Origin of the sequence: Chromatocurvus halotolerans (genome assembly GCF_004340525.1) — a bacterium.
GTDB lineage: Bacteria > Pseudomonadota > Gammaproteobacteria > Pseudomonadales > Halieaceae > Chromatocurvus > Chromatocurvus halotolerans.
On the sequence record NZ_SLWX01000002.1, the window covers coordinates 87,746 to 112,455 of the forward strand.

A 24,710-nucleotide genomic window follows, 5' to 3' on the forward strand; every position below is an offset into this window, starting at 1 on the left:
TTCATTGCCCCTTCTCCACAAGCTCCCAGAACTCGCTGCGGTCATTGGTGCGGGGGTAGGGTTCGTCTGGCACGTCGACGCCGAGGAAGTCGCAGAGTGGCGCCCAGCCTTGCTTCGCCTCGAAAACCAACAGGCGCTCCGCCGGGATCGTCGCCTTCACAGACGCTTCATGCGTCATGAAGGCCTGTGCAAGGGCTGCGTCCGACATGTTGTCATGAACTGCGCAGCGTGCCGTAACGCTGTGGGCCATGTCGAGCCAGGCTTGCATGGGCTCTGGTGCATTGGCCCGGTCGGCCACCAGTTTGGCGATGGTCGAACCATAGGACGCCGCCCAGCTGTCCGGGCTGCGCGTCGACAGGATAAAGCGCGCATCGGGCAAGGCGGCGCTGAGTTCGCGGTAGAAGGATGCTGTGGGCCAGTCGACCGCGCTGTTGAAGCCCTCGAAGAGCGCGGCCCAATCAGCCCTGCCCGCCAGCGCGTCGTTCCAGTGCGGCACGCGCAGCGGCATGTCGTGCAGCACGCTCTCCATGTGGTAGCAGGGGCCGAAGCCCAGCCGCTCCAGTGCGGCCTTCAGGGAATAGGTGCCCGTCCTGCCGAGCCCGGCGCCGATGACTTTCATGTCTTGCTTTCCTGAGTTGTCAGAGCGTTCAGGCTTGCAGTCCCCTGCAATCCCATTGAATTTCTGAAGCCAAGAATGGGGGCAGCCGCCGACAGGCGTCAATCGCACCGGGCGTCAATAAAGCGTCAAAACGCTATTGCGGCAGGCGCGGATCGCCCGGCATCAGGTCCGGCCAGCCGTAAGTCTCCCACGCGGTGACCAGACCAATGTTTTCCGCGAAGGATATGAATTCCGGATGCAGACGGATCTGCCGGATCGGCTCCACATCCGTCCACAGGCTCATCAGTCCGGGCATGTTGGCCGGGTGCATCCGCTCACGATAGAGTTTCATGACGAGACTGGCATGCCCCATCCAGATGGCGGGCCAGGCGATGGAGGGGTCATAGGGGTCGGCCATCGCCGCATGCAGCATGTCGAGCATCTGGCAGTAGGTGGCGCGTGCGTCCGGCTCGCCTGAACAGACGCCTCTCGCAGCGGTCGTCCAGTAGAGGTCACGCGTCTCCTCAGAGATCACGCCGGTGCCCGGCGGCGGAGTGATCACCGATCCCATAAGCAGGCGTGTGCGGTAATAGGTTTCAATGGCGCTGGCATGATCCCCGCATGCGGCCTGGACTGTAGCAAGATGCAATCCCGGCATGCCCAGATCGACCATCCTGCGACCGGCCGCCAGTGCGGCGTCATGGTTGCCCAGATTGAGATGGGCGATGCAAAGCATGCCGTAGTTGCGGCCATAGACCGGGTCCTGCTCAATGGCCGCCTCGATATAAGGAAGCGCCGCCCGAGTGCGTCCCAGGTAAAGCAGGAAAGATCCAAGCCTGACGCTGACGTCAGCATTGTTGGGCTCGAGCTGATAGGCCTCGAGGGCGTATTTCAACGCGGCGCCGGGATTGAACCGGGTCCACTCATGAATGCCGAGCAGGACCAGGGCATGGCCCTGACTGCTGTCAAGCTCCAGAGCTCGCTGCGCGCAGATCGCGGCCTGCTCCGATCGGGCAACCCGCTCCACGCAGGGCGTGTAGACGGCCGTGTGTACGTGTGCCTCTGCCAACGCAGTCCAGGCCTCGGCAAAACCAGCGTCCAGCTGCAGTGCCTGCTCCAGGAGTTCGACGGCCTTGGCGACCGCACCTTCGGACATGGATCGTTGCACCAGAGAGCGCCCCTGCAGATAGAGTGCATAGGCCTCGCGATTGGCCGTCATTCGCCGCTGCGTACCTGTGGTCATGCTAACGCCAAGCGCCCTGCAGATATTGGTGGCAATCCGGGCACTGAACACCTGCCGGGTATTCAGAAATGTTTCGACCGTGCCTTCGAGCCGGTCGGACCAGATCTCGCGGCCTGAGGGCCCGTCGATCAGCTGAATGGTGATGAAGACACCAGACAATGTGCGGCGCACCATCCCTTCGATCAGGTAGGCGACATTCAGCCGCTCCGCGAATTCCGGAAGCATTAGCCCAAGACCTGTCAGGGCGTCGACCGATGTACGCCCCACCACCGCGATGTCCGAGACCCTGCCGAGATGAGCGTAGAGTTCATCGACAACGCCCTCGGCGAGATAGAACTCGCCGCCAATCTCGTCATGCTGCGCGAAGGACAGGACCGCGACGCCGACCCGCTTCTGCCGGCGCGTGGGGTTTTCACGCATGCGCCAGGCAGTCATGAGCTCTTCAGCGACTCGCTGATCGCCTGCCGCGTTCAAAGCCGATGATAGACGGTCGGCCAGGATTCTCAGCCGGCTTTCGATCTGCAGACGCCTGCCGGCCAGCCAGGCCTCCAGCGGTTCGCCAAATGCCATGCCGGCAGCCAGGGTATTGCCGGACGTTTCGTTCAGAAGGCGGATCGCGCTGTGGGCATCGCCGCCAGATAGTGCGGCTTCGAGTGTTCCGAGGTCCGTGCAGATTTTAGCCGGCTTGATGGCGACCCGCGCGTGGGAAACTTGCAGGATGTCCGATCCGAACGGCTGCAGCTGCCGGTTCAGGTCATACAGGCATTGGCGCAGACTGGCGCGCGCCTGCTGCGTGAAACGCCCTGGCCAGAGGAGCTTGCTGATCTGTTCACGCTCGATCGCATTGCCCGGCGCAAGGCACAGGAGAACCAGGAGCGCGCGTCCGCGCCGGTTTGAAATACTGATGTCTGAGCCCTGCGCATCCAGGACAGCAAAGTCTCCAAACAGGGAAATAGCAAGTGGTCTCTCGACCGGTGCCGTCTCTTCCAAAGCCATGCCGAACCCGATCGCTGATTATTTCTTCTATTCTCAAGGATCATGCCCGGTTAATCTCTCGATTGCGAATCTGACGATTTGCGACGAGAGAAGACACAGGATGGCTAGGCAAACTCAGGAGAATACGATTTTCGATTATCAACGGGGTAAAGGGTCGCTGCGAAAACTCACGGTAAAGCAAAGCCAATGAGGGTCAGACTGTATTCCGGTACGGTGATTCCGCCGAGGACCCACGCCGGCGTGTGCTGCGTGGAAATATCCACCCCGGTTTTCACGATGCGGAGAAACGCTTGTCTCTGATGTACAGGTCATGGGCGTTGCTGCCGCGCTTGTTGCGCTTCTCGATATCGAACAGTTCCGTGGTCTCAATCAGGGTGCTCAGTTTCCGGTAGCCGTAGTTGCGGGAGTCGAAAGAGCTCTGGTTGGCGATGTGCCCTCCGACTGCCGCAATGTTTGCCCAGCCGTCGTCATCGGCACAGGCCTCGACCGCGCCGCGCAGCAGGCTGATCAGCTTGGCGTCCTGGTTAAGCTGCTTTTTGGATTTCTTCTCCTTGGCGGGTCCCTTGGCATCACCGGTTGAACTCGCCTCATCCGAGGAGGCGGCGAGCGCCTCGAGGAACACGAATTTGTCGCATGCGGCCTGCAGGGAGCCTGGCGTTTTCTTTTCACCGAACCCATACACCACAAGGCCGGATTCACGGATGCGCGTTGCCAGCCGGGTAAAATCGGAGTCGCTCGTCACCAGGCAGAAACCGTCGAATTTCTCGGTGTACAGCAGATCCATTGCATCGATGATCATGGACGAGTCGGTGGAGTTCTTTCCTGAGGTGTAGCTGAACTGCTGCATGGGGCTGATGGCGTATTCGTGCAGCAGGGGCTTCCAGGAGGACAGCTGTGGAGTCGTCCAGTCGCCGTAGGCGCGTTTCACGCTGGCCGCCCCGTACTTGGCGACTTCCTGCACCAGTGCTTCGCACAGGGTGGGCCTGACATTGTCGGCGTCGATCAGTACGGCAAGCTTCTTGCTGTGTTCCATTGGTATGTCCCGGGTGTTTCGATAGCCGCCGACGATGTCTGAGCGAAGGCTCCGTGCTGCCTCAGCCCATGCGGTGCAGGGCGCAGAGCTTGTTGCCGGAGGGGTCGCGCAGGTAGGCGAGATAGAGCCGGCCGAGGCCGCCCTCGCGCACCCCGGGCGCGTCCTCGCAGGCAGTGCCGCCATTGGCAAGCCCCGCGGCATGCCAGGCGTCGGCAAGCTCGGGGCTCGTTGCGGCGAAGCCGATGGTGGAGCCGTTGCCGGCGGTGGCCGGCTTGCCATCGATGGGCGGCGTCAGGGCGAGAATGCCCTTCTCGGTCATGTAGAACAGGCGACCGCGATCATCGCGCTTGCCGGGCGGATAGCCCAGGGCGCCCAGGGTGGCATCGTAGAAGGCCTGGGCGGCGTCGATATCGTTTGCACCGAGCATGATGTGGCTGAACATGGTTGGTAATCCTCAGGGGCTGACGGTTTGGTCAAGGCGGACAACTGTATCAAGAGAGTCGCTCCGAGGACTACAGGCACGCTGCAAAATGCCTATTGCCGTGGCCTGATCGCTCGTTGCCGGACGCGCGACTTGCTGGATCCGCTTGCGCGAGAACAGCGGCCGCGAGGCCGTATCGACACCGCAGAGAGGCTCAGGGACGAGTTGGATCGAAGTGTCGGGTCAGCCCTTCCCAGCAGCGGCAATAGTCGCGCTGGCGCAGGGAGGTTTCCAGCGCCCAGGGCGTCGGCTGGATGAGGTAGCGCGATTCCAGCATGAAGGCCAGAGTATCGACGTAACGCTCCGGCTTCAGGGTCGCGTTGCTGGCTTTTTCGAACACCGCCGCCTCGGGTCCATGGGGCGACATGCAGTTGTGCAGGCTGCCGCCACCGGGCAGGAAACCGGTCTCCTTGGCATCGTAGACGCCCTCGATAAGTCCCATGTACTCGTTCATCACGTTGCGATGGAACCAGGGCGGTCGGAAGGTGTTTTCCGCCACCATCCAGCGTGGTGGAAAGATGACGAAGTCCACGTTGGCGACGCCTTCCGTCTCCGAGGGTGAGGTCAGCACTGTCAAGATGCTCGGGTCCGGGTGATCGTAGCTGACCGAGCCGATCACGTTAAAGCGCGACAGGTCATAGCGATAGGGCGCGGAGTTGCCGGTCCAGGCGACCACGTCGAGGGGTGAGTGGTCTATCGGTGCGCGGTACAGGTGGCCCGCGAATTTGCACAGCAGCTCAATGTCGCCTTCCCGGTCCTCATAGTGCGCGACCGGGTATTCGAAATCGCGATCGTTGGCATAGCCGTTGGCGCCCACCGGGCCGCGCTCCGGCAGCACGAAGGGTGCACCGTAATTCTCGCAGACATAACCTCTTGCAGGTCCCGTCGGCAGATCCACCGCGAATTTCATTCCCCGGGGGATCACGGCGACAAATCCGGGCGCCACGTCCAGCACGCCGCATTCGGTGCGCAACCGCAGCTCACCCTGCTGGGGAATCAGCAGCCATTCGCCATCGGCGCAGTAAAAATACCGATCCTGCATGGAGCGGTTGGCGGCGTACAGGTGTATCCCCATACCTTGCTGCGCCAGTGCATCACCGCAGGATGCGACAGTGGTCAGGGAATCCACCAGGTCGACATCAACCTCGGGCAGTGGCAAGGGGTCCCAGCGCAGCATGTTCGGTGGCGTGTTGGTTCTCTGTGGACCGGTGGCAAGCAGCGGACTGCCCTCGGGGTACGGGGCATAATCGCCCTGAACCACCGAGGGTCGGATGCGATACAGCCAGGTCCGCCGATTGCTGGCTCGCGGTGCGGTGAAGGCGGTTGAGCTGAACTGTTCGGCGTAAAGTCCGTAGGGAACCCGCTGTGGGCTGAAGCGCCCGCGTGGCAGGGCACCCTCGAGCGCTTCGGTTTCGTGCTCGTTATCAAAACCGGTGAGATAGCGCGGTCCTGTTGCTGGCTCACTCATGACCGTTGTCCTGGTTGCTGTTCGTAGCCGCAAGTCTGACGGATATTCCATGCAGACGACAGCCGCTCGCTGTGCGAGGGCTTTAGGTCTACCATACTGCCGCCGCCGGCGACGTCGTTGATGGCAGTTACGACCCGCACCGATGCAGCACGCGTTACGTCGCTGGACGCCCCACGAGAAACAGCCGAGAGGCAAACCAGAAGCAACAACTGTTAGATAACCAGGGAGATTTTGATCCATGCAAGAGGCTTTTATCTGCGATGCCATACGCACCCCCATAGGCCGCTACGGCGGGGCCCTGTCGGCGGTTCGCGCCGACGACCTCGGTGCAATACCGCTGCGGGCCCTGCAGGAGCGGAATCCCGGTGTCGACTGGTCGCAGGTGGAGGATGTCTGGTACGGCTGTGCCAACCAGGCCGGTGAGGACAATCGCAATGTCGCGCGCATGAGCCTGCTGCTGGCGGGCCTGCCGGAAACGGTGCCTGGCGTCACGCTCAATCGCCTGTGTGGTTCCGGTATGGACGCGGTGGGCAGTGCCGCGCGCGCCATCCGCTGTGGCGACATGCAACTGGCGATCGCCGGCGGCGTGGAATCCATGTCCCGCGCTCCGTTTGTCGTGAGCAAGACCGGCAGTGCTTTCGGGCGCGACGTCAGGATGTATGACACCACGATGGGCTGGCGCTTCATCAACCGGCTGCTGCAGAAACAGTACGGGGTGGACTCCATGCCGGAAACTGCCGAGAACGTCGCAGAGGCGTTCTCCATCGGTCGCGAAGATCAGGACGCGTTTGCGCTGCGCAGCCAACAGCGAACGGCGGCGGCCCAGGCCGACGGACGTTTTGATGAAGAGCTGACGCCGGTGACGATTCCGCAGCGCAAGGGAGATCCGGTGGTGGTGACAAAGGACGAGCACCCCCGGGAAACGTCCCTTGCCGCGTTGGCAAAGTTGCCGACACCGTTTCGCGATAACGGCACGGTCACCGCCGGCAATGCCTCCGGGGTTAACGACGGTGCCTGTGCACTGCTGCTGGCGTCAGCGGACGCGGCATCGCGCTTTGGCCTGACGCCGCGGGCGAGGGTGGTAGCCATGGCCACCAGCGGGCTTGCGCCGCGCATCATGGGTTACGGCCCGGTAGAGGCAACGCGCCGGGTTCTCGCGAAGTCTGGCCTCGAGCTTGCAGAGATGGATGTGATCGAGCTGAACGAAGCCTTCGCCGCGCAGTCCCTGGCGGTCACCAGGGCGCTGGGCCTGGCCGACGATGCCCCGCAGGTGAACCCGAATGGCGGCGCGATTGCCCTTGGCCATCCGCTGGGAATGAGCGGTGCGCGACTGGTTACCACCGCGCTCTACGAGCTGCAGCGCAGGCAGGGTCGCTTCGCACTCTGCACTATGTGCATTGGTGTAGGGCAGGGTATTGCGGTGATTATCGAGCGTGTGGACAGCGTCTGAGGCGACCTCTTCCGGGGTCAGGTCCCGCTGGGACCTGACCCCGCGGGAGAAGAAGCAGGCGCATCCGGCTGAGCGCTGGGATGCGCTTTTTGAAACGCCGGCAGCAGGTCGCAGCGATCCCGAAGCGCGCGGATCCGTGGAAAATCCCCCAGCGCTACCGCAAAGCGTTCGGCATTGTAGATCTGCGGCACGATAAAGATTTCCGCCATTCCCGGTGCCTCGCCGTTTACGAAGGCCTCCTCCGGCAGGCGGCTCTCCAGCGCGGTGAAGCCCTCGATGACCCAGTGTGCGTACCACAGCCGCACCGCGTCTTCGTCCTGGCCGAGTTCGCCCTTGAGGTATTTCAGCACCCGCAGATTGTTCAGAGGATGGATGTCGCAGGCAACGAGCTGGCACAGCGCGCGTACCTGGGCCCGCAGCAGGGCATCCCGTGGATACAGCGCCGGTTCCGGGTATTCCTCCTCCAGCCACTCCAGAATGGCGGTACTCTGTGTCAACGCCTCATTACCGGTAACCAGCGTCGGCACGAGTCCCTGCGGATTGTGCCGCCGGTAGCTGTCACTGCGCTGTTCCCCGGCAGCGAGATTTACCGGTATCACGCCGTAGTCGAGTCCTTTCAGGTTGAGGGCAATCCTGACCCGGTAGGCGGCGGATGAGCGGAAATAGCTGTAAAGCTGCATAAGATTTTCTCTGCGCAATCAAGTGGGCGGCGTGTAGGCCTCCACCTGCTGGTCAATGTCGCCGAAAATGCTGTTGCCGTCGGCATCGCGCATGTAGATTTCGATGCGGTCGCCAAAGGACATGAACGGCGTTTTTGCCTCACCCTGTTCGATGGTTTCGATACAGCGGACTTCGGCCAGGCAGCAGGAGCCATCCTTGCTGCCAACGTTGGATACCGTACCGCTGCCGATGACGGTGCCGGCAACGAGAGAGCGCGACTTCGCGCAGTGGGCGATCAGCGTCGGAAAATCGAAAACCATGTCCACGCCCGCATTCGGACTGCCGACTTTGGTGCCGTTGTGAATGGCGTATAGCGGCAGATGCAGCCTGTGACCGTCCCAGGCGTCGCCGAGCTCATCCGGCGTGGCCAGAGTGGGCGTAAATGACGTCCACGGCTTGGATTGATAAAAGCCGAACTGCTTGCCCAGCTCTGCCGGTATGAGGTTGCGCAGTGACACGTCGTTGACCAGCCCGATCAGCTTGATGTGTCCGGCGGCCTGCGCTGGCGTCACACCCGCGGGAACGTCGTCGGTGACCACCACGACCTCGGCTTCAAAATCGATGCCCCAGGCCTCATCCTGCACGGGGATCGGGTCTCTGGCACCGATAAAGGCATCGGAAGCACCCATGTAGATCAGTGGATCTTCCCAGAATGACTGCGGCAGTTCCGCGCCGCGTGCCTTGCGCACCAGTTCCACGTGGGTCACGTAGGCGCTGCCGTCGGCCCAGTGATAGCCCCGCGGCAGCGGTGCGTCGCAGTCTGCAGGGTCGAATGTGATGCTCTTTGCCGTTCCGGCCTGCAGCGCGTCATAGCGATCCTGCAGCTTCGGCTGCAGCGCCGCCCAGTCATCCAGCGCTGCCTGCAGCGTCGGGGCAATATCGTCGGCGGGGCAGGCCCGCGACAGGTCGCTACTGACGATGTGGAGCCTGCCGTCACGTCCGTGTTTGAGCGATGCGAGCTTCATGGTACTTCTCTCCTTGCGTACTTCAGAATGCCGGAATGTCGGTTTGCGTGCGGCCGAGAATCAGAGCGTGAATGTCGTGCGTGCCTTCGTAGGTGTTGACGACTTCCAGGTTGACCAGATGGCGCATCACCGGGTACTCGTCGGAAATGCCGTTGCCGCCCAGCATGTCCCTGGCTTTGCGCGCCACATCGAGGGCCTTGCCACAGGAATTGCGCTTGATCAGAGAGATGAGCTCCGGCGCGATCTCTCCTGCATCCAGCAGCTGTCCCGCACGATGACAGCCCTGCAGTCCGAGGCTGATGTCAGTCTGCATGTCGGCGAGCTTGACCTGGATCAGCTGATTGGATGCCAGCGGACGCCCGAACTGGCTGCGTTCCATGGTGTAGTCGCGGGCCGCAAACCAGCAGGTCTCGGCAGCGCCGAGGGCACCCCAGGCAATACCGTAGCGCGCATTGTTGAGACAGCCAAAGGGACCCTTGAGGCCGTGTACATTCGGCAGCAGCTGTTCCTCGGTCACAAACACGTCCTGCATGACGATCTCGCCGGTGACCGAGGCGCGCAAGGCCAGCTTGCCCTCGATTTTCGGCGCCGAGAGTCCTGCCATGCCTTTTTCCAGGATAAAGCCGCGAATCTTGCCATCGTCGGTCTTTGCCCAGATCACGAACACGTCAGCGATGGGGCTGTTGGTGATCCACATCTTGGCGCCGTTGATCCGGTAGCCGCCATCGACGCTGGTTGCGCGGGTTGCCATCGACCCGGGGTCGGAACCGTGGTCTGGCTCGGTGAGACCAAAGCAGCCGATCCACTCCCCGGTGGCCAGACGCGGCAGGTACTTTTCGCGCTGCTCCTCGCTGCCGTAGGCGTAAATGGGGTACATGACCAGCGATGACTGCACGCTCATCATTGAGCGGTAGCCGGAATCCACCCGCTCGACTTCCCGCGCAATCAGGCCATAGCTGGTGTAGTCGACGCCGGGACAGCCATAGCCGTTGATGGTGCTGCCAAGCAGCCCGAGTTCACCCATCTCGCGAAAGATCGCAATGTCAGTGTACTCATCGCGAAAGGCCTGCTGCACGCGGGGTCGCAGTGACGCGGCCGCATACTTGCGTGCGCTGTCGCGAACCATGCGCTGCTCGTCTGTGAGCTCCTGCTCCAGAAGAAATGGGTCGCGCCAGTCAAGGGCACGCCAGCTTGTCTTGCCACTCATAAATGTCACCTCGTCACGACTATCTTACAGTGTTTGCCAGCCTGGCTCCCGCACACCTAGTTTACGGGCAATACCATGGCCTCCCAACAGGAAGTTGGCCGACCCGCGCGCCGGCGGCGAATCATGGCTGTTTCCCGCGCCTTGGTTTTTCTCCCGGTGACCGATATGCTTCCCGCACAAGCAAGCACTCTCCGAAAACAGGGCCAGAGACATCATGAAAACACGCGCAGCAGTCGCTTTCGGCGCCGGAAAGCCACTCGAGATCTGCGAGGTCGATCTCGAGGGACCACGCCAGGGTGAAGTGCTGGTGGAAATGAAGGCGACGGGGGTCTGTCACACCGATGCCTTCACCCTCTCGGGGGACGACCCTGAGGGTGCCTTCCCGACAATCCTCGGTCACGAGGGCGCGGGTGTCGTGCTGGAAGTGGGCGAGGGCGTCAGGAGTCTCCAGCCCGGTGACCACGTGATTCCGCTTTACACACCGGAATGCCGGGAATGCGATTACTGCCTGCATCCGCGCACCAATCTGTGCCAGGCCATTCGCGAGACCCAGGGGCAGGGTGTCATGCCCGATGGTACTTCGCGTTTCTCCCTCGATGGCAAGCCGCTGCGGCATTACATGGGCTGTTCCACCTTTGCCAATCACTCTGTCCTGCCGGCGATCGCCCTGGCCAAAGTGCGCAAGGACGCCCCCTTTGACAAGATCTGCTATATCGGCTGTGGCGTTACCACGGGTATCGGTGCGGTAGCTTTCACCATGGGCGTTGAGGCGGGCGCGACGGTGGCGGTTTTCGGGCTGGGTGGCATTGGCCTGAATGTCGTTCAGGGGGCGCGCATGGTCGGTGCCTCACGGATTATCGGCGTTGACATGAACCCGGCAAAGGAAGCCCTCGGCAGGCAGTTCGGCATGACAGATTTCGTCAACCCGCGCGATGTAGACGATGTGGTTCAGCATCTCATTGCGATGACCGGTGGCGGTGTCGACTACAGCTTCGAATGCATAGGTAATGTGCAGGTCATGCGCCAGGCCCTGGAATGTGCCCACAAGGGCTGGGGCCAGAGCTGCATCATCGGTGTGGCTGGTGCGGGGCAGGAGATTTCCACCCGCCCGTTCCAGCTGGTCACCGGACGCAGCTGGCGCGGCACGGCATTCGGTGGGGCGCGTGGACGCACCGATGTCCCGAAAATCGTCGACTGGTATATGGAGGGTCGCATCAACATTGACGACCTGATCACTCACACCATGCCGCTGGACGATATCAACAGGGCGTTCGATCTGATGCACGCGGGAGAGAGTATCCGCTCCGTCATACACTACTGAATCGGGCCGGTTCAGGGTCCCGGTCGCACAAGGGGGCAGTCAGGCATGGGGCTCGAGATCGACCGCAGCGACTTCAGTACGCAGGATTTCACCGCGTTCCAGGCGGCTCTGGAAGGCAATCTGGCCAGCCTGGCGGAGCTTCTGCAGACCCCGGGTTTTGGCGAGGGGCCGCCATCCCTCGGTGCCGAACTCGAGATGTACCTGGTGGACCAGGCCGGCGAGCCCCTGCATGCCAATCAGGCCATCCACAGCGCCGCCGGTGACCCTCAGCTGACGCTGGAGCTGAACCGCTACAACCTCGAGTACAACCTGACGCCGCGGCTGCTCGACGCCGCTGCCTTTGCCGGCACGGAAGCGGAGATCGTGGCGCGACTTGCGGATCTCGGCAAACTCGCTGCCCGTCACGGCGGCCATCTGCTGCCGATTGGCATCCTGCCGACGCTGAAACAGAGCGACTTCGGCGCCGACTGCGTCACCGACCAGCCGCGCTATCATGCGCTGGTGAAGCAGCTTATCGAACGTCGCGGCAGCGACTTCTGCATCGATATCAGTGGTGACGATCCGCTGCGTCTCGATATGGCGGACATCACTCTGGAGGGCGCCAACACCAGTTTCCAGGTGCACTACCGGGTTGCGCCGGCGGCGTTCGCAGATACCTTCAACGCGCTGCAGCTGGTGACGCCGCTGGCGCTGGCACTTGCCGCAAACTCGCCGACGCTGTTTGGGCACGCCCTGTGGCGCGAGACACGCATTCCACTGTTCAAGCAGTCCATCGATATCCGCCAGCGTGACCGCTACTCCTGGAGTGAGCCCGCGCGGGTGAACTTCGGCCGCGGCTGGGTCAGGCGCGGGGCGTTCGAGCTGTTCGAGGAGGCGGTGCGTCTGTATCATCCCCTGATCCCGGTCTGCGCGGACGACACATGCCCGCTCGCCGATGGCGAGGCTCCGGCACTGCGGGAGCTGCGCCTGCACCTGAGCACCGTCTGGCTGTGGAACCGGCCGGTGTACGACCCGGCGGATGGCGGCCACCTGCGTATCGAAATGCGCGCACTCCCGGCTGGCCCGACCGCCGTCGACATGGTAGCCAATGCGGCCTTTCTGATCGGACTTGCCGAGGGCCTGCGCGCCGACATCAATCGCCTGCTCCCCGCTATTCCGTTCCACATCGCCGAGTACAATTTCTATCGTGCCGCACAGCACGGCCTGCAGGCGAATCTGGTATGGCCCAGGCAGGCCCAGTACCGCCTCCGCGAGCAGCCGGTGACCGGCATTATCGCCTCGCTGCTGCCAGTGGCTAGGGAAGGCCTGGCGTCGGTAGGCGTGCAGGCCGACGAGATCGATCACTATCTGGGTATTATCGAGACACGCCTCCACGGTGGGGTGACGGCGGCCGACTGGCAGCTCAAGGCCTGGCGTCGACTCGAAAAGGACATGACCTCGCACCGCGCACTGCACGCCATGCTGAAACTCTTCATGACGCACAGTGAGGCAAACCTGCCGGTCGCCCGCTGGCCCCTGCCATGAGGCGACGGTTCACGTTCCTGCATAATCCGGGGGAGCACGATCTGGCCCAGTCTCCCGAGGCCATGCTCTCACGCTATCGCGGTCCACTGTGCATCAAGGTGGATGGCGAGGACCGCTCGCGCTGCCGTGCGCTGGTGACCCTGCTGCACGGCAACGAGCCTTCGGGTCTGCACGCCATCTGGCACTGGCTGCGCAGCGCCGAGCGGCCGGCGGTGAATCTTCTGCTGATGATTGCATCGGTGTCTGCGGCGCTTTGTGAGCCACTGTTCTCGCATCGCATGCTGCCCCGCGCCCGGGATCTCAACCGCTGTTTCCGGCCACCGTTCGAGGACGAGCAGGGTCGCCTGGCAGAGGAGATCCTGACTCTGCTGGAGCTGCACGATCCCGAGGCGGTTGTGGACATGCACAACACCTCCGGCCGGGGCCCCGACTTTGCCGTCGTCGCGTTTGATGATCCCTTCCATGACGCCATTGCGGCATTCTTTACCCATCGTCTGGTGGTCTGCTCACTGGGTCTCGGAGCCTTGATGGAAAGCAGCAGCGATACCCGCCCGATCGTGACTGTCGAAGTCGGCGGGTGCGAGGACCCCCGGGCCGACACCATTGCCCTGGCCGGCCTGCAGCGGTTTGCGCAAGCGCCCCGGATCTCGCCGCAGCACGGTAACGCGACGCCATTGGAGAAACTCGACGCACCGCTGCGACTCGAGCTCCGGGACGGCGTCACCCTGACCTATGCAGATACCCCGCAGCGCGGCCACGACGTGACCCTGAACCCGGTCATTGAACATCACAATTTCGGCACCGTGACGGTAAACACACCGCTGGGCTGGAGCGATGCCGATCCGCGGCAGCTGTTTCAGGCCAGGGATGCCTCCGGACTGTGCGCGGTAAGGCAGCTCGTGCAGGTGATTGACGGCGTGCTGTATCCTGCCCAGACGCTCATTCTGTTCATGATCACCACGCATGCGGGGATCGCTGAGAGTGACTGCCTGTTCTACGCCGTGTCGGCGGATGGCAGCCCCATCTCCGGAACAGGGCCTGTAGGTATCTGACCTGTCGCTTTTTCACGCAGGTTTTGGCGCGCCGACCGCATAAGGCCGAATTCATGCCGTTTCCACACTTGCATTTGTCAGCGCGAACACTGACTATATATACAGTGGTTTGGCGGTAGCGCTTTTCAGCCGTCCCGACGCCGCTTTCCGAAAATTGCGAAGGCAGAAAAGTCAAAAACACGAGCGACACAAGGTGTCGCTACCGCCGGCTGAAAATCCGGACTGGCATATCGCAGGTAATGGAGAAGACTTATGGATCCGAACAAACAGAAGGCGCTGCAGGCGGCACTCGGCCAGATCGACCGTCAGTTTGGTAAAGGCACGGTCATGCGCATGGGTGACAACGAGCGGATCGCTATCCCGTCCATTTCCACGGGGTCTCTCGGACTCGATGTTGCCCTGGGTATCGGTGGTCTGCCACGTGGACGAATCTGCGAAATCTACGGTCCGGAGTCCTCCGGCAAGACCACACTCACCCTCCAGGTGATTGCCGAGGCACAAAAAGCCGGCGGTACAGCCGCATTTATCGATGCCGAGCACGCACTCGATCCTTCCTATGCCGAAAAGCTCGGTGTTCAGGTCGACGATCTCATCGTGTCGCAGCCCGATACCGGAGAGCAGGCCCTTGAGGTGACGGAGATGCTGGTGCGCTCCGGCGCCATTGACGTGCTCGTGGTCGACTCTGTTGCAGCGCTGACGCCAAAGGCGGAAATTGAGGGCGAGATGGGTGACAGCCATGTGGGTCTTCAGGCCCGTCTGCTCAGCCAGGCCATGCGCAAGTTGACGGCGACCATCAAGCAGACCAACTGCATGGTGATCTTTATCAATCAGATCCGAATGAAAATCGGCGTGATGTTCGGCTCGCCGGAGACCACAACCGGTGGCAACGCCCTGAAGTTCTATTCCTCGGTAAGGCTGGATATCCGCCGCATCGGTGCGGTGAAGGAAGGCGATGAGGTAGTCGGCAACGAAACACGCGTGAAGGTGGTCAAGAACAAGGTGGCGCCGCCCTTCAAGCAGGCTGAATTCCAGATCATGTACGGCTACGGTATCAATCGCATGGCGGAGATCATTGATTGGGGTGTCAAGCTTGATCTGGTCGAAAAGTCAGGTGCGTGGTACGCCTACAAGGGTGACAAGATCGGTCAGGGCAAGGCCAACGCCTCGAAATTCCTCACGGATAACCCGGCGCTCGCCAGTGAAATTGAAGGATTGATCCGAGCTCAGGTGCTGGAACTCAAGTCGCCCAAGAAGGCGGAGGAGGCAACAGTTGCCGAGGCGTCAGCCGATTCCGAGGAAGACTGAAGCGGTTTTCAGGCGCCGGGTCCCACTGATCCCACTCTCACGCCCGGCGCCTTTTTTTGTCACTGGTAATGGTTATGGCGCATGTCGCGAATGACGGGTAACCCTGATCCGTCCGGTCTGGACGAGATCGACAGTCAGGGGGGCGATGACGGTGAAGCCAACGCCAACATCATCGCTGTGCGTCGATCGGCCATGGACCTGCTCGCGCGACGCGAGCACGCCCGTTTCGAACTCGAGCGCAAACTGCTCCGCCGCTATCCCCAACACCTGATACAGCAGGCTGTCGAACGTCTCGCTGAAGAGGGTCTACAGAGTGACGAACGCTTTGCAGAAAGCTACGTACATCAGCGTGCGGGTCGTGGCTACGGACCTTCGCGCATCCTGCGTGAATTGCAGGAACGCGGCGTAGACGATAGCCTGGCAGAGTCGATACTGGCAGTCAGCGGTATTGACTGGCATGACATAGCCCGTCGGGCTCTGACAAAGAAGTTCGGTGCCGTGGCCGAGCCGCTACCGCTGGTTGAGAAAGCCCGAATCCTGCGCTTTCTCGCCTACCGAGGCTTCAGCCGGGAGCATTTGCCGGCCCCTCTGGGCTGACTGCTTGTGTCTGCTGACGTCGGGCACAGCGCTCAGGGGTTGAGCAGCGCTTCCCGCAGAGCCCGCGCCTTTTCCTTGATGCGGCGAACATTGTGAGGGCCAGTGCGCAACAGCTGCTTCTGCAAGAGGGAAAGCGACTCAAGGTCCTTTCTCGCATAGGCCCAGACCGCCTCACTGCGTTCTACTGCTACCACGCCTTCGATCACCGGGGTTGCCTGGATCTGGTCCAGGGCTGCAATCAGTGCATTATCCATCTCATCCGGCGCATAACCCAGTGCACCGTATGCCTCTTCCAGCAGCGGACGGAAGCGCTGAAACGCGCTGACCATGGGCGCGATGGGCGCGTCGACCAATGAGTTCACCATCGCGTCGTAACGGCGGTAACTCTCAGGGTCTATGATCGTCTGGTCATTCTGGGTTCTTACCTTGAACGCGCCTTTCGGGCGCTGCAGGTTAAGCAATCTGTCAGGAACCAGGCCTCTGCGAATAGAGTCGATGGCGGCCGCGCTGCGCTCGACCAGGTTGTTGTTGCGCAGCACTTCCCCGGGGATACCATCAGAAAAGACCTCGCCCAACTGCTCACGCAGTCTGTCGTCGCTGTTCGCCAGGGTCAGAGGCGGCTCAGTGGGCTCTGCTGGCGCCTCTGGCTGGATGTTATCGGCGTCATCCACATTCTCATTGCCCACCTCGCCTTCGGGATCGCTCGCTCCAGCCCACTCGGAGGTGTCTACGGTTACCGGGATGTCCGGCGCGATGGGGGCGGGGGGTTCAGCGGGCGTTACTGGCTCCGGCGCTGCGACTTCCGGTGCGGTCTCCACGGGGACCGTGTCGCTGTCATCCCGCAGCATCAGCCACGCAAAGACCGCCAATATCAGTACCGAGACTGCCGTTATCAGGGTTTGTCTTGCTGGATTGGCGCTGCGCTGCGGTGCTTTGTCATCGCTCAGTCGCTGATTGCGGTTTGCCTGCATGTTGCCTCCCGTGCCTTTGACCCGGACACCGCGCCAAAGGTAACAAAAACCGAGGCAACAGACACTCGCTATGTTGCTGACGGCCCGAGATCGCGAGGGGCACTGTCGGGACTGGCGTAAGCCATGACCTTCAGCGGCGTTCCGGCATGGTAGGTATCGAGGCCCGACAGGGCGACGGTTCCCGCACGCGTCAGATCGAGCCTGCCTTCGGCATCGACACAGTCGTCCGGCAGGTCCAGCAGCACGACCTCGCCAATCACGAGGTGCGTGCCATTGATCGCCAGCTTCTGGTGCTCTCGCAGGCGCAGTCCCATGCGCACTGTCGCCTCGCCGACAAAGGGGGCGTGGAAATCCTCATGCCAGTGTTCCGTAAGCCCGGTGGCCTCGAACTCCGAGATCTCGCGCGGGTAGCGGGCCGCGGTCTGGTGGGCCGACTCGATGAAGTGTTCGCCCACATGGTTGATGGTGTAGTACCCGGTCTCGAGAATATTGTCGAGGGTGTGGCGGTCAACCGGATCGGGCCGGATGACCAGCCCAATCAGGGGTGGACGCGAGCCGAGATGCACAACAGAGCTCATGATGGCCACATTGCTGTGGCCCTGGGCGTCGGCGGTAGCGACCAGGTTGGCTGGCTTGTAACCGGTGACGGCGTTGATCAGGGCAGCCCGGTACCGCTTATCCAGTGCGGCGATGTCCTGGTCGTCTAGCTGCATGGGCGGTCATCGCTGCCGTCGCCGCGCGCTCTGCAGGCCTGCGCCTCCGGACTGCCGTACAGTCTCCGGTAACGCCAGCGCGCCCAGGGCGCGTAGAACGCGTCCACAATGCTGGCGATAACTGGCCAGCGCAGCCACCGCCACAGCCATCCGTGGCGTGTGTGCTGCCAGGCAGCGACGTTGGCGTCTGCGCCCGTCAGCCAGTCACCGTTACCGGTACGCAGGTGCAGGGTCCTGAGCAGGGTGTCGCGGTCAGGCAGATTTTCTGTGGAATTCAGGGCATGAATATCCTGAAGGGCCAGTGAACCCTGCTGAAGCCTGGCGAGACGCTGAATCTCACCGGCGCACAGGGAACACTGGCCATCGTAATACAGCGTTGCTTTCATGGAGGCGTCTGTCATGGAGTGGCCTGTTCATTGCTGCCGCGGTGGCGGGCAGCCCTTCTCATCGTGCTCACAGCTGTTGAAACCCAGGAGCGCCCAGAGATAACAGCGGGAAAACAGAAAATTCAGCGTCAGAGCCGTGGCAACAAGCAATGCCAGAGGTGTCAGAACGTCGTGGCTGTCTCGCAACGCTACCCAGGCTGCCAGGATAATGGCTCCCATCAATCGCAGCACTCGCTCCGTGCTGCCGAGATTGCGTTCGATCATGTCGGTGACCTGTTGGGTGAATGTTCGGGGAATCTACGCTACACCGCAGCAAACAGATGAATGGCAAGTCGTGATCGCCCCAATTGACCGCCGCTGCAGAGCGGCTCTCAATCCCCGACTTCCATGCCCATCACCAGTGTGCGGGTAGCGAGCTGAACCTCCCTGACGAACAACAGCAGAGAAATAATCAGCAGGCAAAGCGCCAGAACAAAGACCGTAACGATGGCCGCGCCGATATCGATCTGCCAGAAATCGCCCACGAACAGTCCTACTACCACGCAGCAGACCAGCAGGGCTGACGACGCGCAAAGGCCGATACAGCGGTTGATAAGGCGGATGCGCCGCCAGAGCATTTTGTTTTCGCGGCTAGCGGTGGCCAGCTGATCGGGTTCCTGAAGCCGGCTGACGCGCCGTTCGACAATGCGCGCGCGATCGACGATACGGCCGAGACGCGCTGACATGACGTTGAGAAAGCCCGCGATGCCCGCCAGCAGGAAGACCGGCGTGACGGCAATCTGTATGACGCTGCCGAGGGCGGCAACCGAATCGTTCATGGAGAACACCACCTTGCGGTGAAAAGCGTGATAGTAGGGCCAGCCGCGAGAGCTGTGCAACAAGGATACGTTGATTGCCGCAGGTGATGGCTGCATGATGATGTGATTCCACAGTGACATGGCAGGAGCGCGCTGTCGCGCGCGACGCGGTGGGGAGGTGTCGACGATGATGGCAGGCGAGATGGAAGGCAGGTTGTCGGGAACGTCGGTGATTCCGATTCTCACGGTGCAGGATCCCGAGCAGGCAGTGCTGGCCAGCGAAGCCCTGGCCAGGGGAGGGATGACGGTGATCGAGATCACGTTGCGCACAGCGCAGGCGCTCGCCTCGATTCGCGCTGTGAAAGAGGCGTTGCCGTCTCTTCAGGTCGCGGCGGGCACGGTACTGGATGACCGCCAGATGGATGCGGCACTGGCAGCCGGCAGTGATTTCTGTGTCAGCCCGGGTCTGACCCCGGCGTTGTTGCGCGCTGCCCGCGACCGCGGGTGTTCCCTGCTCCCCGGCGTTGCCACGGCGAGTGACATCATGTGTGGACTCGCCGAGGGTTTCCAGGTCTTCAAGCTGTTCCCCGCCATGGCGGCCGGCGGCGTTGCGCTGCTGCGCAGTCTCTCTGGGCCCTTTCCCGACGTGCGTTTCTGCCCCACCGGTGGTGTCACCCGGGAAAACCTGGGGATCTTGCTGGCCGAGCCGAATGTACTCTGCTGCGGCGGCTCGTGGATGGCATCGCAGTCGCTGATCGACGCGGCCGACTGGGCGGCGATCGAAGGCCTGGCGTCGGCGGCACAGTCAGGCCGAGGCACAGGACCATGAAAACGGATGTGCTGGTGGTCGGCGGCGAGGGCGACCTTGCCCTGCGCAAACTCTATCCCGCGCTGTTTGCCCTGCGCCAGGGCGGCTGGATCGATGGCGATATGCGGATTGTCGCGGTGGCACGCAAATCGCTGACGCAGGAAGCGTTCACAACCCAGGTGACGGCCTGGTATGCCGATCAGGGCGGGGAGACGGGCAGTGCCGAGTGGCAGTCCTTCCTCGGCCAGCTGGTCTATGCGTCGCTCGACGCAACGACGGCCGATGCCATGTCGGAACTGCGCCGCCGCCACCTCTCAGACAGCGAGCGGGAACTCGTGGTGTATCTGGCGACGCCGCCACAGATCTTTGCGCCGGTGTGTCACGCCATGGACGCGGCTGGACTGGTCAGGGACAACATGCGGATCGTGGTGGAGAAACCCCTCGGTGATGACCTGGAGTCCTTTCGCAGCATCAATGCCGACCTGACCGCGATTTTCCGCGAAGACCAGGTCTTTCGCATCGACCATTACCTGGGCAAGGAGACCGTGCAGAACCTCATGGCCACGCGCTTTGCCAATGCCTTCCTGGAGCCGCTGTGGAACAATCGCTACGTCGACAACGTGCAGATCACGGTCGCCGAAAGCATCGGCGCGGGCGGGCGCTGGGATTTCTATGACCGGGCCGGCGCGATGCGGGACATGGTGCAGAATCACCTGCTGCAGATTCTCTGCATTGTGGCCATGGAGCCGCCGGCCCACCTGGCGCCGGACGATGTTCGCAATGAGAAGCGCAAGGTACTGTCTTGCCTGCGGCCGATGGACGATCACATCGTGCGCGAGAACACCGTCATGGGGCAGTACACGGCGGGCGCGATAGGCGGCAAGCCGGTGCCCGGTTACCTTGAGGAGGAGGGCGCCAGCCCGAAGTCGGTGACGGAAACCTTCGTCGCCATAAAGGCCGAGATCGACAACTGGCGCTGGGCCGGGGTGCCTTTCTACCTGCGCACGGGCAAGCGACTGCAGCGCCGCATGGCTGAAATCGTTGTCGAGTTCAAGGACGTGCCACATTCGATATTCGGCCAGCAGATGGCCCAGTGCTGCGGCAACCGGCTTATTATTCGCCTGCAGCCGGACGAGATCATCCGGCTGGAGATGCTCAACAAGCAGCCCGGACTGGGAGAGGACCTGCCGCTGCGCTCGGTGTCGCTGGATCTGTCTTTCCAGAGCGATGGGGAGTCGGCACCGGATGCCTATCAACGCCTGCTGCTGGATGTTCTGCGCAACAATCCGACGCTGTTTGTGCGCGCCGACGAGGTCGAGCAGGCCTGGCGCTGGATTGATCGCATTCAGGAAGCCTGGGCGCGCCTGGGACGGCATCCGCAGCATTACATCGCCGGGTCCTGGGGGCCCTCCGCCGCCTACGCGCTGATTGCCCGTGACGGGCGCAGCTGGTACGAGTCCGCGCGATGAAGGGTGCCATCGAAGTCTGCGCGTTCCCCGGCCAGGCCGAGCTGGCGCCGGCGCTGGCGGCGGCGGTGGCCGATCGCCTGCGCACGGCGATTGCCGCCCGCGGTCGCGCGGTACTGGCAGTGTCCGGGGGCAGCACGCCGGTGCCTTTTTTCGTGGCCCTGCAGCGGGAGGTGCTCGACTGGCGCCGGGTGACGATAACGCTGGTAGACGAGCGCTGGGTGAATGCCGACCACCCGGATTCCAATGCGGCGCTGGTTCAGCGCTATCTTTTGCAGGGCGGGGCGGCCGGGGCGCAGTTTCAGCCGCTGAAAAACGGTGCCGCCACGGCCGCTGCGGGCTGTGACGCCATCAGTTCACAGGTCAGTGCGCTGTTTCCACTGGATGTTGCGGTGCTGGGCATGGGCACCGACGGCCACACGGCGTCCTGGTTTCCCGGTGCCTCGAATCTGGAGCAGGCGCTGGACAGGGACTATCCCGGATCCTGTGTCGCGCTGCAGCCTGCCGCTGGCGGTCATGAGCGCCTGTCACTGAGCCTTGCTGCGGTGCTTTCGGCCGCGCAGCTTTACCTGCACGTCAGCGGTAGCGAAAAATGGACAGTCCTGGAGCGAGCACTGCTGCCAGGGCCGGTTGCCGACCTTCCGGTACGCGCGTTGCTGCGGCAGTCAGAGCGACCGCTGCAGGTATGCTACGCGGTACAGGACAAACCTGCGAGGGACGATGCATGAACCCGATAGTGGAACAGGTGACGGATGATCTGCGCGAACGCAGCCGCAGGACCCGCGGCGACTATCTCGACAACTGCCGGCGTACACGGGACGAGCTGCCGCCGCGCAAGCGCCTGTCCTGCGGCAACCTTGCCCACGGCTATGCGGCCTGCAGTCAGGATGAAAAGGCGGTCATGGCGCGGATGGAGTCGGCCAATATCGGCGTTATCAACGCCTATAACGACATGCTGTCAGCGCACCAGCCACTGCATGCCTACCCCGACCTGATCAAGCAGGCGGCCTGGGCGCTGGGCGCTACCGCCCAGGTGGCCTCCGGCGTGCCGGCGATGTGCGATGGCGTGACCCAGGGACAGCCGGGCATGGAGCTCAGCCTGTTCAGTCGGGACGTGGTGGCCATGGCCACGGCCGTGGGTCTGAGCCACAATCTGTTTGACGCAGCCGTGTGCCTGGGGATCTGCGACAAGATTGTTCCCGGCATGCTGATCGGGGCGCTGCAGTTCGCACACCTGCCGATCGCGTTCATTGGCTCGGGGCCGATGGCCTCCGGCATACCCAATCACGAGAAGGCCGCTGTGCGCCAGCGGCACGCCCAGGGCAAGGCCGACGACGCCGAGCTGCTGGCGGTGGAGTCAGCGTCCTACCACAGCCCCGGCACCTGCACGTTCTATGGCACCGCCAACAGCAACCAGATGCTCATGGAAATGCTCGGTGTCCAGTTGCCGGGCAGTTCCTTCCTGCATCCGGAAGACCCGCTGCGCCCGGCGCTTCTGGACAGGACGGTGTCGGCGCTGGTGCAGGCCGCGGCCGAGGGGCCAGGTCATATCCCCCTGTATCGGGTGGTGGACGAGGCTTCCATTGTCAATGCCGTGGTGGGCCTGCTGGCGACGGGGGGATCGACCAATCACACGCTGCATCTGGTGGCCATCGCACGCAGCGCCGGCATCCAGCTGTCGCTCGACGATTTCCACGCCCTGTCGCCGGCCGTGCCGCTGCTGACCCGTATCTATCCGAACGGGAGTGCGGATATCAACGATTTCCAGCGTGCCGGCGGCATGGCCTGTCTCGCCGGCGAGCTGCGACATGGCGGCCTGCTTAACGAGGATGTGATGTCGCTGCTCGGTCCCGGACTCAATGCGCTGTGCCGTCCGCCCACGCCCGGGAATAACGGTGAGGTGCAATGGGCGGGTGACGCGCCTGTGTCTGCCGATACCAGCGTACTGGCAACGCTGTCGTCGCCCTTTGCTGCCGAGGGCGGTCTGCGCCGGCTGCGGGGGAATCTGGGCGAGTGCGTGATCAAGGTCTCGGCGGTCGATCCGGCGCACTATCGCATCAGCGCCCCGGTCCGGGTCTTTGCCAGCCAGCAGTCGCTGCGCGAGGCCTTTGACGCCGACGCACTGAATGGCGACATGATTGCGGTGGTGCGCTTCCAGGGGCCTGTCGCCAACGGTATGCCCGAACTGCACAAGCTGACGCCTTACCTGGGTGTCCTGCAGGACCGTGGGCACCGCGTCGCGCTGGTCACCGATGGCCGCATGTCCGGTGCATCCGGCAAGGTGCCCGCAGCGATCCATCTGACGCCGGAAGCGGCCGCGGGAGGCATGCTGGCGCGGGTGCGCGATGGCGATCTCATCACCCTGGATGCCGACGCCGGAACCCTCGAACTGCATGTAGAAGCGTCGGAACTTGCGGCAAGAGAGTCAGTTCCGTTGCCGGATTCCGCCTCCACGCTCGGGCGAGGCCTGTTTGGCGCCATGCGCGCGCGGGTGTCCGACGCTGCCAGTGGAGCCAGCGTTTTTCAGTTTCCCTGAAGATGGATGCATCGGTGTTATGCCCTGTCCCGCGTCTGCTGAAACGCCATGGCGGCGCCTCGGAGTGCGGTCTCCGTGTCCGTGATGACATGCACGGGTAGCGCCTCGCAATAGGCTGCCATGACGCCCTTGTCGCTGAAATCCCGCGCAAACTGACCCGTGTCCAGCGCCGGCAACAGCCGCGGCAGAATGCCACCACCGATGTAGACCCCGCCGCGTGCCCCCTGGCTGAGCACGGTATTGCCGGCAAAGCGGGCCAGCAGCGTGAGGAACTGGTCGACGGTGCGCCGCCCCCAGCTTTCACCACCGCCAAGTGCTTCCTGTGTGATGGTTTCCACCGGACGCAGGGAGCCGGGTTCGCCGCGCAGAACGGCATCGATGCGACGCAGTCCTTCACCCGACAGTACATGCTCCGCGGAGATGCGCGTACCTAGCTGCTCGTGAAGCGCCTGCTTGAGCGACCACTCCTGTGACGTGACGGCCGCCAGATCAACGTGCCCGCCCTCGGTGGGAATAACCGTCTGCGTGGGTCCGGGCGATACCACGCAGGCGACGCCGAGGCCGGTGCCGGGGCCAATCACGCACAGGGGTGCGCCGGTCACGGGACGTCCGCGCTTGATGCGCTGCGTGTGCGCGTCATCAAGCGCGTGAACGCCACTTGCCAGCGCGGTGAAATCGTTGATCAGGAGAGCGTCAGCGAAGCCAAAATCACGCTTCAGGGCCGCCGCGTCGAACTGCCATCGACCGTTGGTCAGCAACGCGCTGGAACCGTCGGTGGGGCCGGCCACGGCAATGCAGGCGCGCGCCGGGAGCGGCATATCGAGACTGCTCAAGAAACGCGTCAGTTGCGTCGGGAAATCCTCGACACCGGCGTTGGCGAATCGAGTGACGCGCTGCAGTGTCGTTCTGCCCGTCTCACTGACCGCAATCGCAAAACGGCTGTTGGTGCCGCCGATGTCGGCAACCAGCAGGTCGCGATCCTTGCTTCTGCCGCGCATGGCTTTTCCCCCGTCATACGGTTTCATTGTGAGTCTACCGCGGAATCGCGCTGCGTCGGCAATGGCATCGCGTTT

At 62.8% G+C, this 24,710-nt stretch carries 24 protein-coding genes; 10 read left to right on the plus strand and 14 right to left on the minus strand.

The genetic code is table 11. From position 1 onward, the window contains the following. Position 1: 1 nt before the first annotated feature. The 5 genes from EV688_RS02580 to hmgA all read right to left on the minus strand — a co-directional run bounded on the left by EV688_RS02580 (position 2) and on the right by hmgA (position 5,819). Positions 2-619 (minus strand): sulfotransferase family protein, encoded by a 618-nt coding sequence (locus tag EV688_RS02580; RefSeq protein ID WP_117314484.1) that lies wholly within the window; start codon positions 617-619, stop codon positions 2-4. Positions 620-752: 133 nt separating this feature from the next. Beyond that, positions 753-2,837, minus strand: coding sequence for an AfsR/SARP family transcriptional regulator (locus EV688_RS02585; RefSeq protein WP_117314486.1), 2,085 nt, complete (start codon positions 2,835-2,837; stop codon positions 753-755). A gap of 271 nt (positions 2,838-3,108) precedes the next feature. Continuing rightward, the gene (locus tag EV688_RS02590; protein ID WP_205686450.1) at positions 3,109-3,870 is read right to left on the minus strand and encodes an NYN domain-containing protein; all 762 of its coding nucleotides are present in this window, start codon (positions 3,868-3,870) and stop codon (positions 3,109-3,111) included. Positions 3,871-3,931: 61 nt separating this feature from the next. Then, positions 3,932-4,312 (minus strand): VOC family protein, encoded by a 381-nt coding sequence (locus tag EV688_RS02595; RefSeq protein WP_117314488.1) that lies wholly within the window; start codon positions 4,310-4,312, stop codon positions 3,932-3,934. Between the two features lie 193 nt (positions 4,313-4,505). Beyond that, positions 4,506-5,819, minus strand: coding sequence for a homogentisate 1,2-dioxygenase (gene hmgA, locus EV688_RS02600; protein WP_117314489.1), 1,314 nt, complete (start codon positions 5,817-5,819; stop codon positions 4,506-4,508). A gap of 238 nt (positions 5,820-6,057) precedes the next feature. On the opposite strand from hmgA, the gene pcaF reads away from it, so the two are divergent. Continuing rightward, positions 6,058-7,269, plus strand: a complete 1,212-nt coding sequence (pcaF, locus tag EV688_RS02605) for a 3-oxoadipyl-CoA thiolase (RefSeq protein ID WP_117314491.1) — start codon at positions 6,058-6,060, stop codon at positions 7,267-7,269. Positions 7,270-7,286: 17 nt separating this feature from the next. Here the strand turns inward: pcaF and maiA are convergent, their stop codons facing one another. From maiA to EV688_RS02620, 3 genes are read right to left on the minus strand one after another with little or no spacing between them, the layout of a single operon-like run. Next, on the minus strand, positions 7,287-7,949 hold the full coding sequence (maiA, locus tag EV688_RS02610; protein WP_117314493.1) for a maleylacetoacetate isomerase: 663 nt from the start codon (positions 7,947-7,949) through the stop codon (positions 7,287-7,289). Between the two features lie 18 nt (positions 7,950-7,967). Beyond that, on the minus strand, positions 7,968-8,954 hold the full coding sequence (locus EV688_RS02615; protein WP_117314495.1) for a fumarylacetoacetate hydrolase family protein: 987 nt from the start codon (positions 8,952-8,954) through the stop codon (positions 7,968-7,970). A gap of 22 nt (positions 8,955-8,976) precedes the next feature. Further along, a complete protein-coding gene (locus EV688_RS02620; RefSeq protein ID WP_117314497.1) occupies positions 8,977-10,161 on the minus strand; it encodes an acyl-CoA dehydrogenase in 1,185 nt (394 codons plus the stop codon). Positions 10,162-10,375: 214 nt separating this feature from the next. Here EV688_RS02620 and EV688_RS02625 point away from each other — a divergent pair, with 214 nt between their 5' ends. The 5 genes from EV688_RS02625 to EV688_RS02645 all read left to right on the plus strand — a co-directional run bounded on the left by EV688_RS02625 (position 10,376) and on the right by EV688_RS02645 (position 15,960). Next, positions 10,376-11,482, plus strand: coding sequence for an S-(hydroxymethyl)glutathione dehydrogenase/class III alcohol dehydrogenase (locus EV688_RS02625; RefSeq protein WP_117314499.1), 1,107 nt, complete (start codon positions 10,376-10,378; stop codon positions 11,480-11,482). 45 nt (positions 11,483-11,527) lie between these two features. Next, positions 11,528-13,006 carry a glutamate-cysteine ligase family protein gene (locus tag EV688_RS02630; RefSeq protein ID WP_117314501.1) on the plus strand — a complete coding sequence of 493 codons (1,479 nt, stop codon included), beginning with the start codon at positions 11,528-11,530 and terminating at the stop codon, positions 13,004-13,006. Then, on the plus strand, positions 13,003-14,058 hold the full coding sequence (locus EV688_RS02635) for a M14 family metallopeptidase (protein ID WP_117314503.1): 1,056 nt from the start codon (positions 13,003-13,005) through the stop codon (positions 14,056-14,058). The genes EV688_RS02630 and EV688_RS02635 overlap by 4 nt, the downstream gene beginning before the upstream one ends. A 252-nt stretch (positions 14,059-14,310) precedes the next feature. Beyond that, positions 14,311-15,363, plus strand: a complete 1,053-nt coding sequence (gene recA, locus EV688_RS02640; RefSeq protein ID WP_117314505.1) for a recombinase RecA — start codon at positions 14,311-14,313, stop codon at positions 15,361-15,363. Between the two features lie 81 nt (positions 15,364-15,444). Next, positions 15,445-15,960, plus strand: coding sequence for a regulatory protein RecX (locus EV688_RS02645; protein WP_240624183.1), 516 nt, complete (start codon positions 15,445-15,447; stop codon positions 15,958-15,960). Between the two features lie 32 nt (positions 15,961-15,992). Here the strand turns inward: EV688_RS02645 and EV688_RS02650 are convergent, their stop codons facing one another. From EV688_RS02650 to EV688_RS02670, 5 genes are all read right to left on the minus strand, one after another. Next, the gene (locus EV688_RS02650; protein ID WP_117314508.1) at positions 15,993-16,931 is read right to left on the minus strand and encodes a DUF3014 domain-containing protein; all 939 of its coding nucleotides are present in this window, start codon (positions 16,929-16,931) and stop codon (positions 15,993-15,995) included. A gap of 68 nt (positions 16,932-16,999) precedes the next feature. Beyond that, positions 17,000-17,644: a flavin reductase family protein gene (locus EV688_RS02655; RefSeq protein ID WP_117314510.1), complete on the minus strand. Its 645-nt coding sequence runs from the start codon at positions 17,642-17,644 to the stop codon at positions 17,000-17,002. Continuing rightward, positions 17,635-18,045 (minus strand): thiol-disulfide oxidoreductase DCC family protein, encoded by a 411-nt coding sequence (locus EV688_RS02660; protein WP_117314512.1) that lies wholly within the window; start codon positions 18,043-18,045, stop codon positions 17,635-17,637. Before EV688_RS02660 ends, EV688_RS02655 begins: the two co-directional genes overlap by 10 nt. Before the next feature lie 12 nt (positions 18,046-18,057). Then, positions 18,058-18,294, minus strand: a complete 237-nt coding sequence (locus tag EV688_RS02665; RefSeq protein WP_117314513.1) for a YgaP family membrane protein — start codon at positions 18,292-18,294, stop codon at positions 18,058-18,060. Between the two features lie 107 nt (positions 18,295-18,401). Beyond that, positions 18,402-19,073, minus strand: coding sequence for a DUF2721 domain-containing protein (locus tag EV688_RS02670; RefSeq protein WP_240624184.1), 672 nt, complete (start codon positions 19,071-19,073; stop codon positions 18,402-18,404). Here EV688_RS02670 and eda point away from each other — a divergent pair. The 4 genes from eda to edd are packed head-to-tail and all read left to right on the plus strand — an operon-like array spanning position 19,057 to position 23,637. Further along, a complete protein-coding gene (gene eda, locus EV688_RS02675) occupies positions 19,057-19,656 on the plus strand; it encodes a bifunctional 4-hydroxy-2-oxoglutarate aldolase/2-dehydro-3-deoxy-phosphogluconate aldolase (protein WP_240624185.1) in 600 nt (199 codons plus the stop codon). The genes EV688_RS02670 and eda overlap by 17 nt on opposite strands. Further along, positions 19,653-21,104, plus strand: coding sequence for a glucose-6-phosphate dehydrogenase (gene zwf / locus EV688_RS02680; protein WP_117314517.1), 1,452 nt, complete (start codon positions 19,653-19,655; stop codon positions 21,102-21,104). The genes eda and zwf overlap by 4 nt, the downstream gene beginning before the upstream one ends. Next, on the plus strand, positions 21,101-21,829 hold the full coding sequence (pgl, locus tag EV688_RS02685; RefSeq protein ID WP_117314519.1) for a 6-phosphogluconolactonase: 729 nt from the start codon (positions 21,101-21,103) through the stop codon (positions 21,827-21,829). Before zwf ends, pgl begins: the two co-directional genes overlap by 4 nt. Beyond that, the gene (gene edd / locus EV688_RS02690) at positions 21,826-23,637 is read left to right on the plus strand and encodes a phosphogluconate dehydratase (RefSeq protein ID WP_117314521.1); all 1,812 of its coding nucleotides are present in this window, start codon (positions 21,826-21,828) and stop codon (positions 23,635-23,637) included. Before pgl ends, edd begins: the two co-directional genes overlap by 4 nt. A gap of 17 nt (positions 23,638-23,654) precedes the next feature. Here edd and EV688_RS02695 read toward each other — a convergent pair whose 3' ends face one another. Continuing rightward, positions 23,655-24,635 carry a glucokinase gene (locus EV688_RS02695; RefSeq protein ID WP_162883758.1) on the minus strand — a complete coding sequence of 327 codons (981 nt, stop codon included), beginning with the start codon at positions 24,633-24,635 and terminating at the stop codon, positions 23,655-23,657. Positions 24,636-24,710 lie beyond the last annotated feature (75 nt).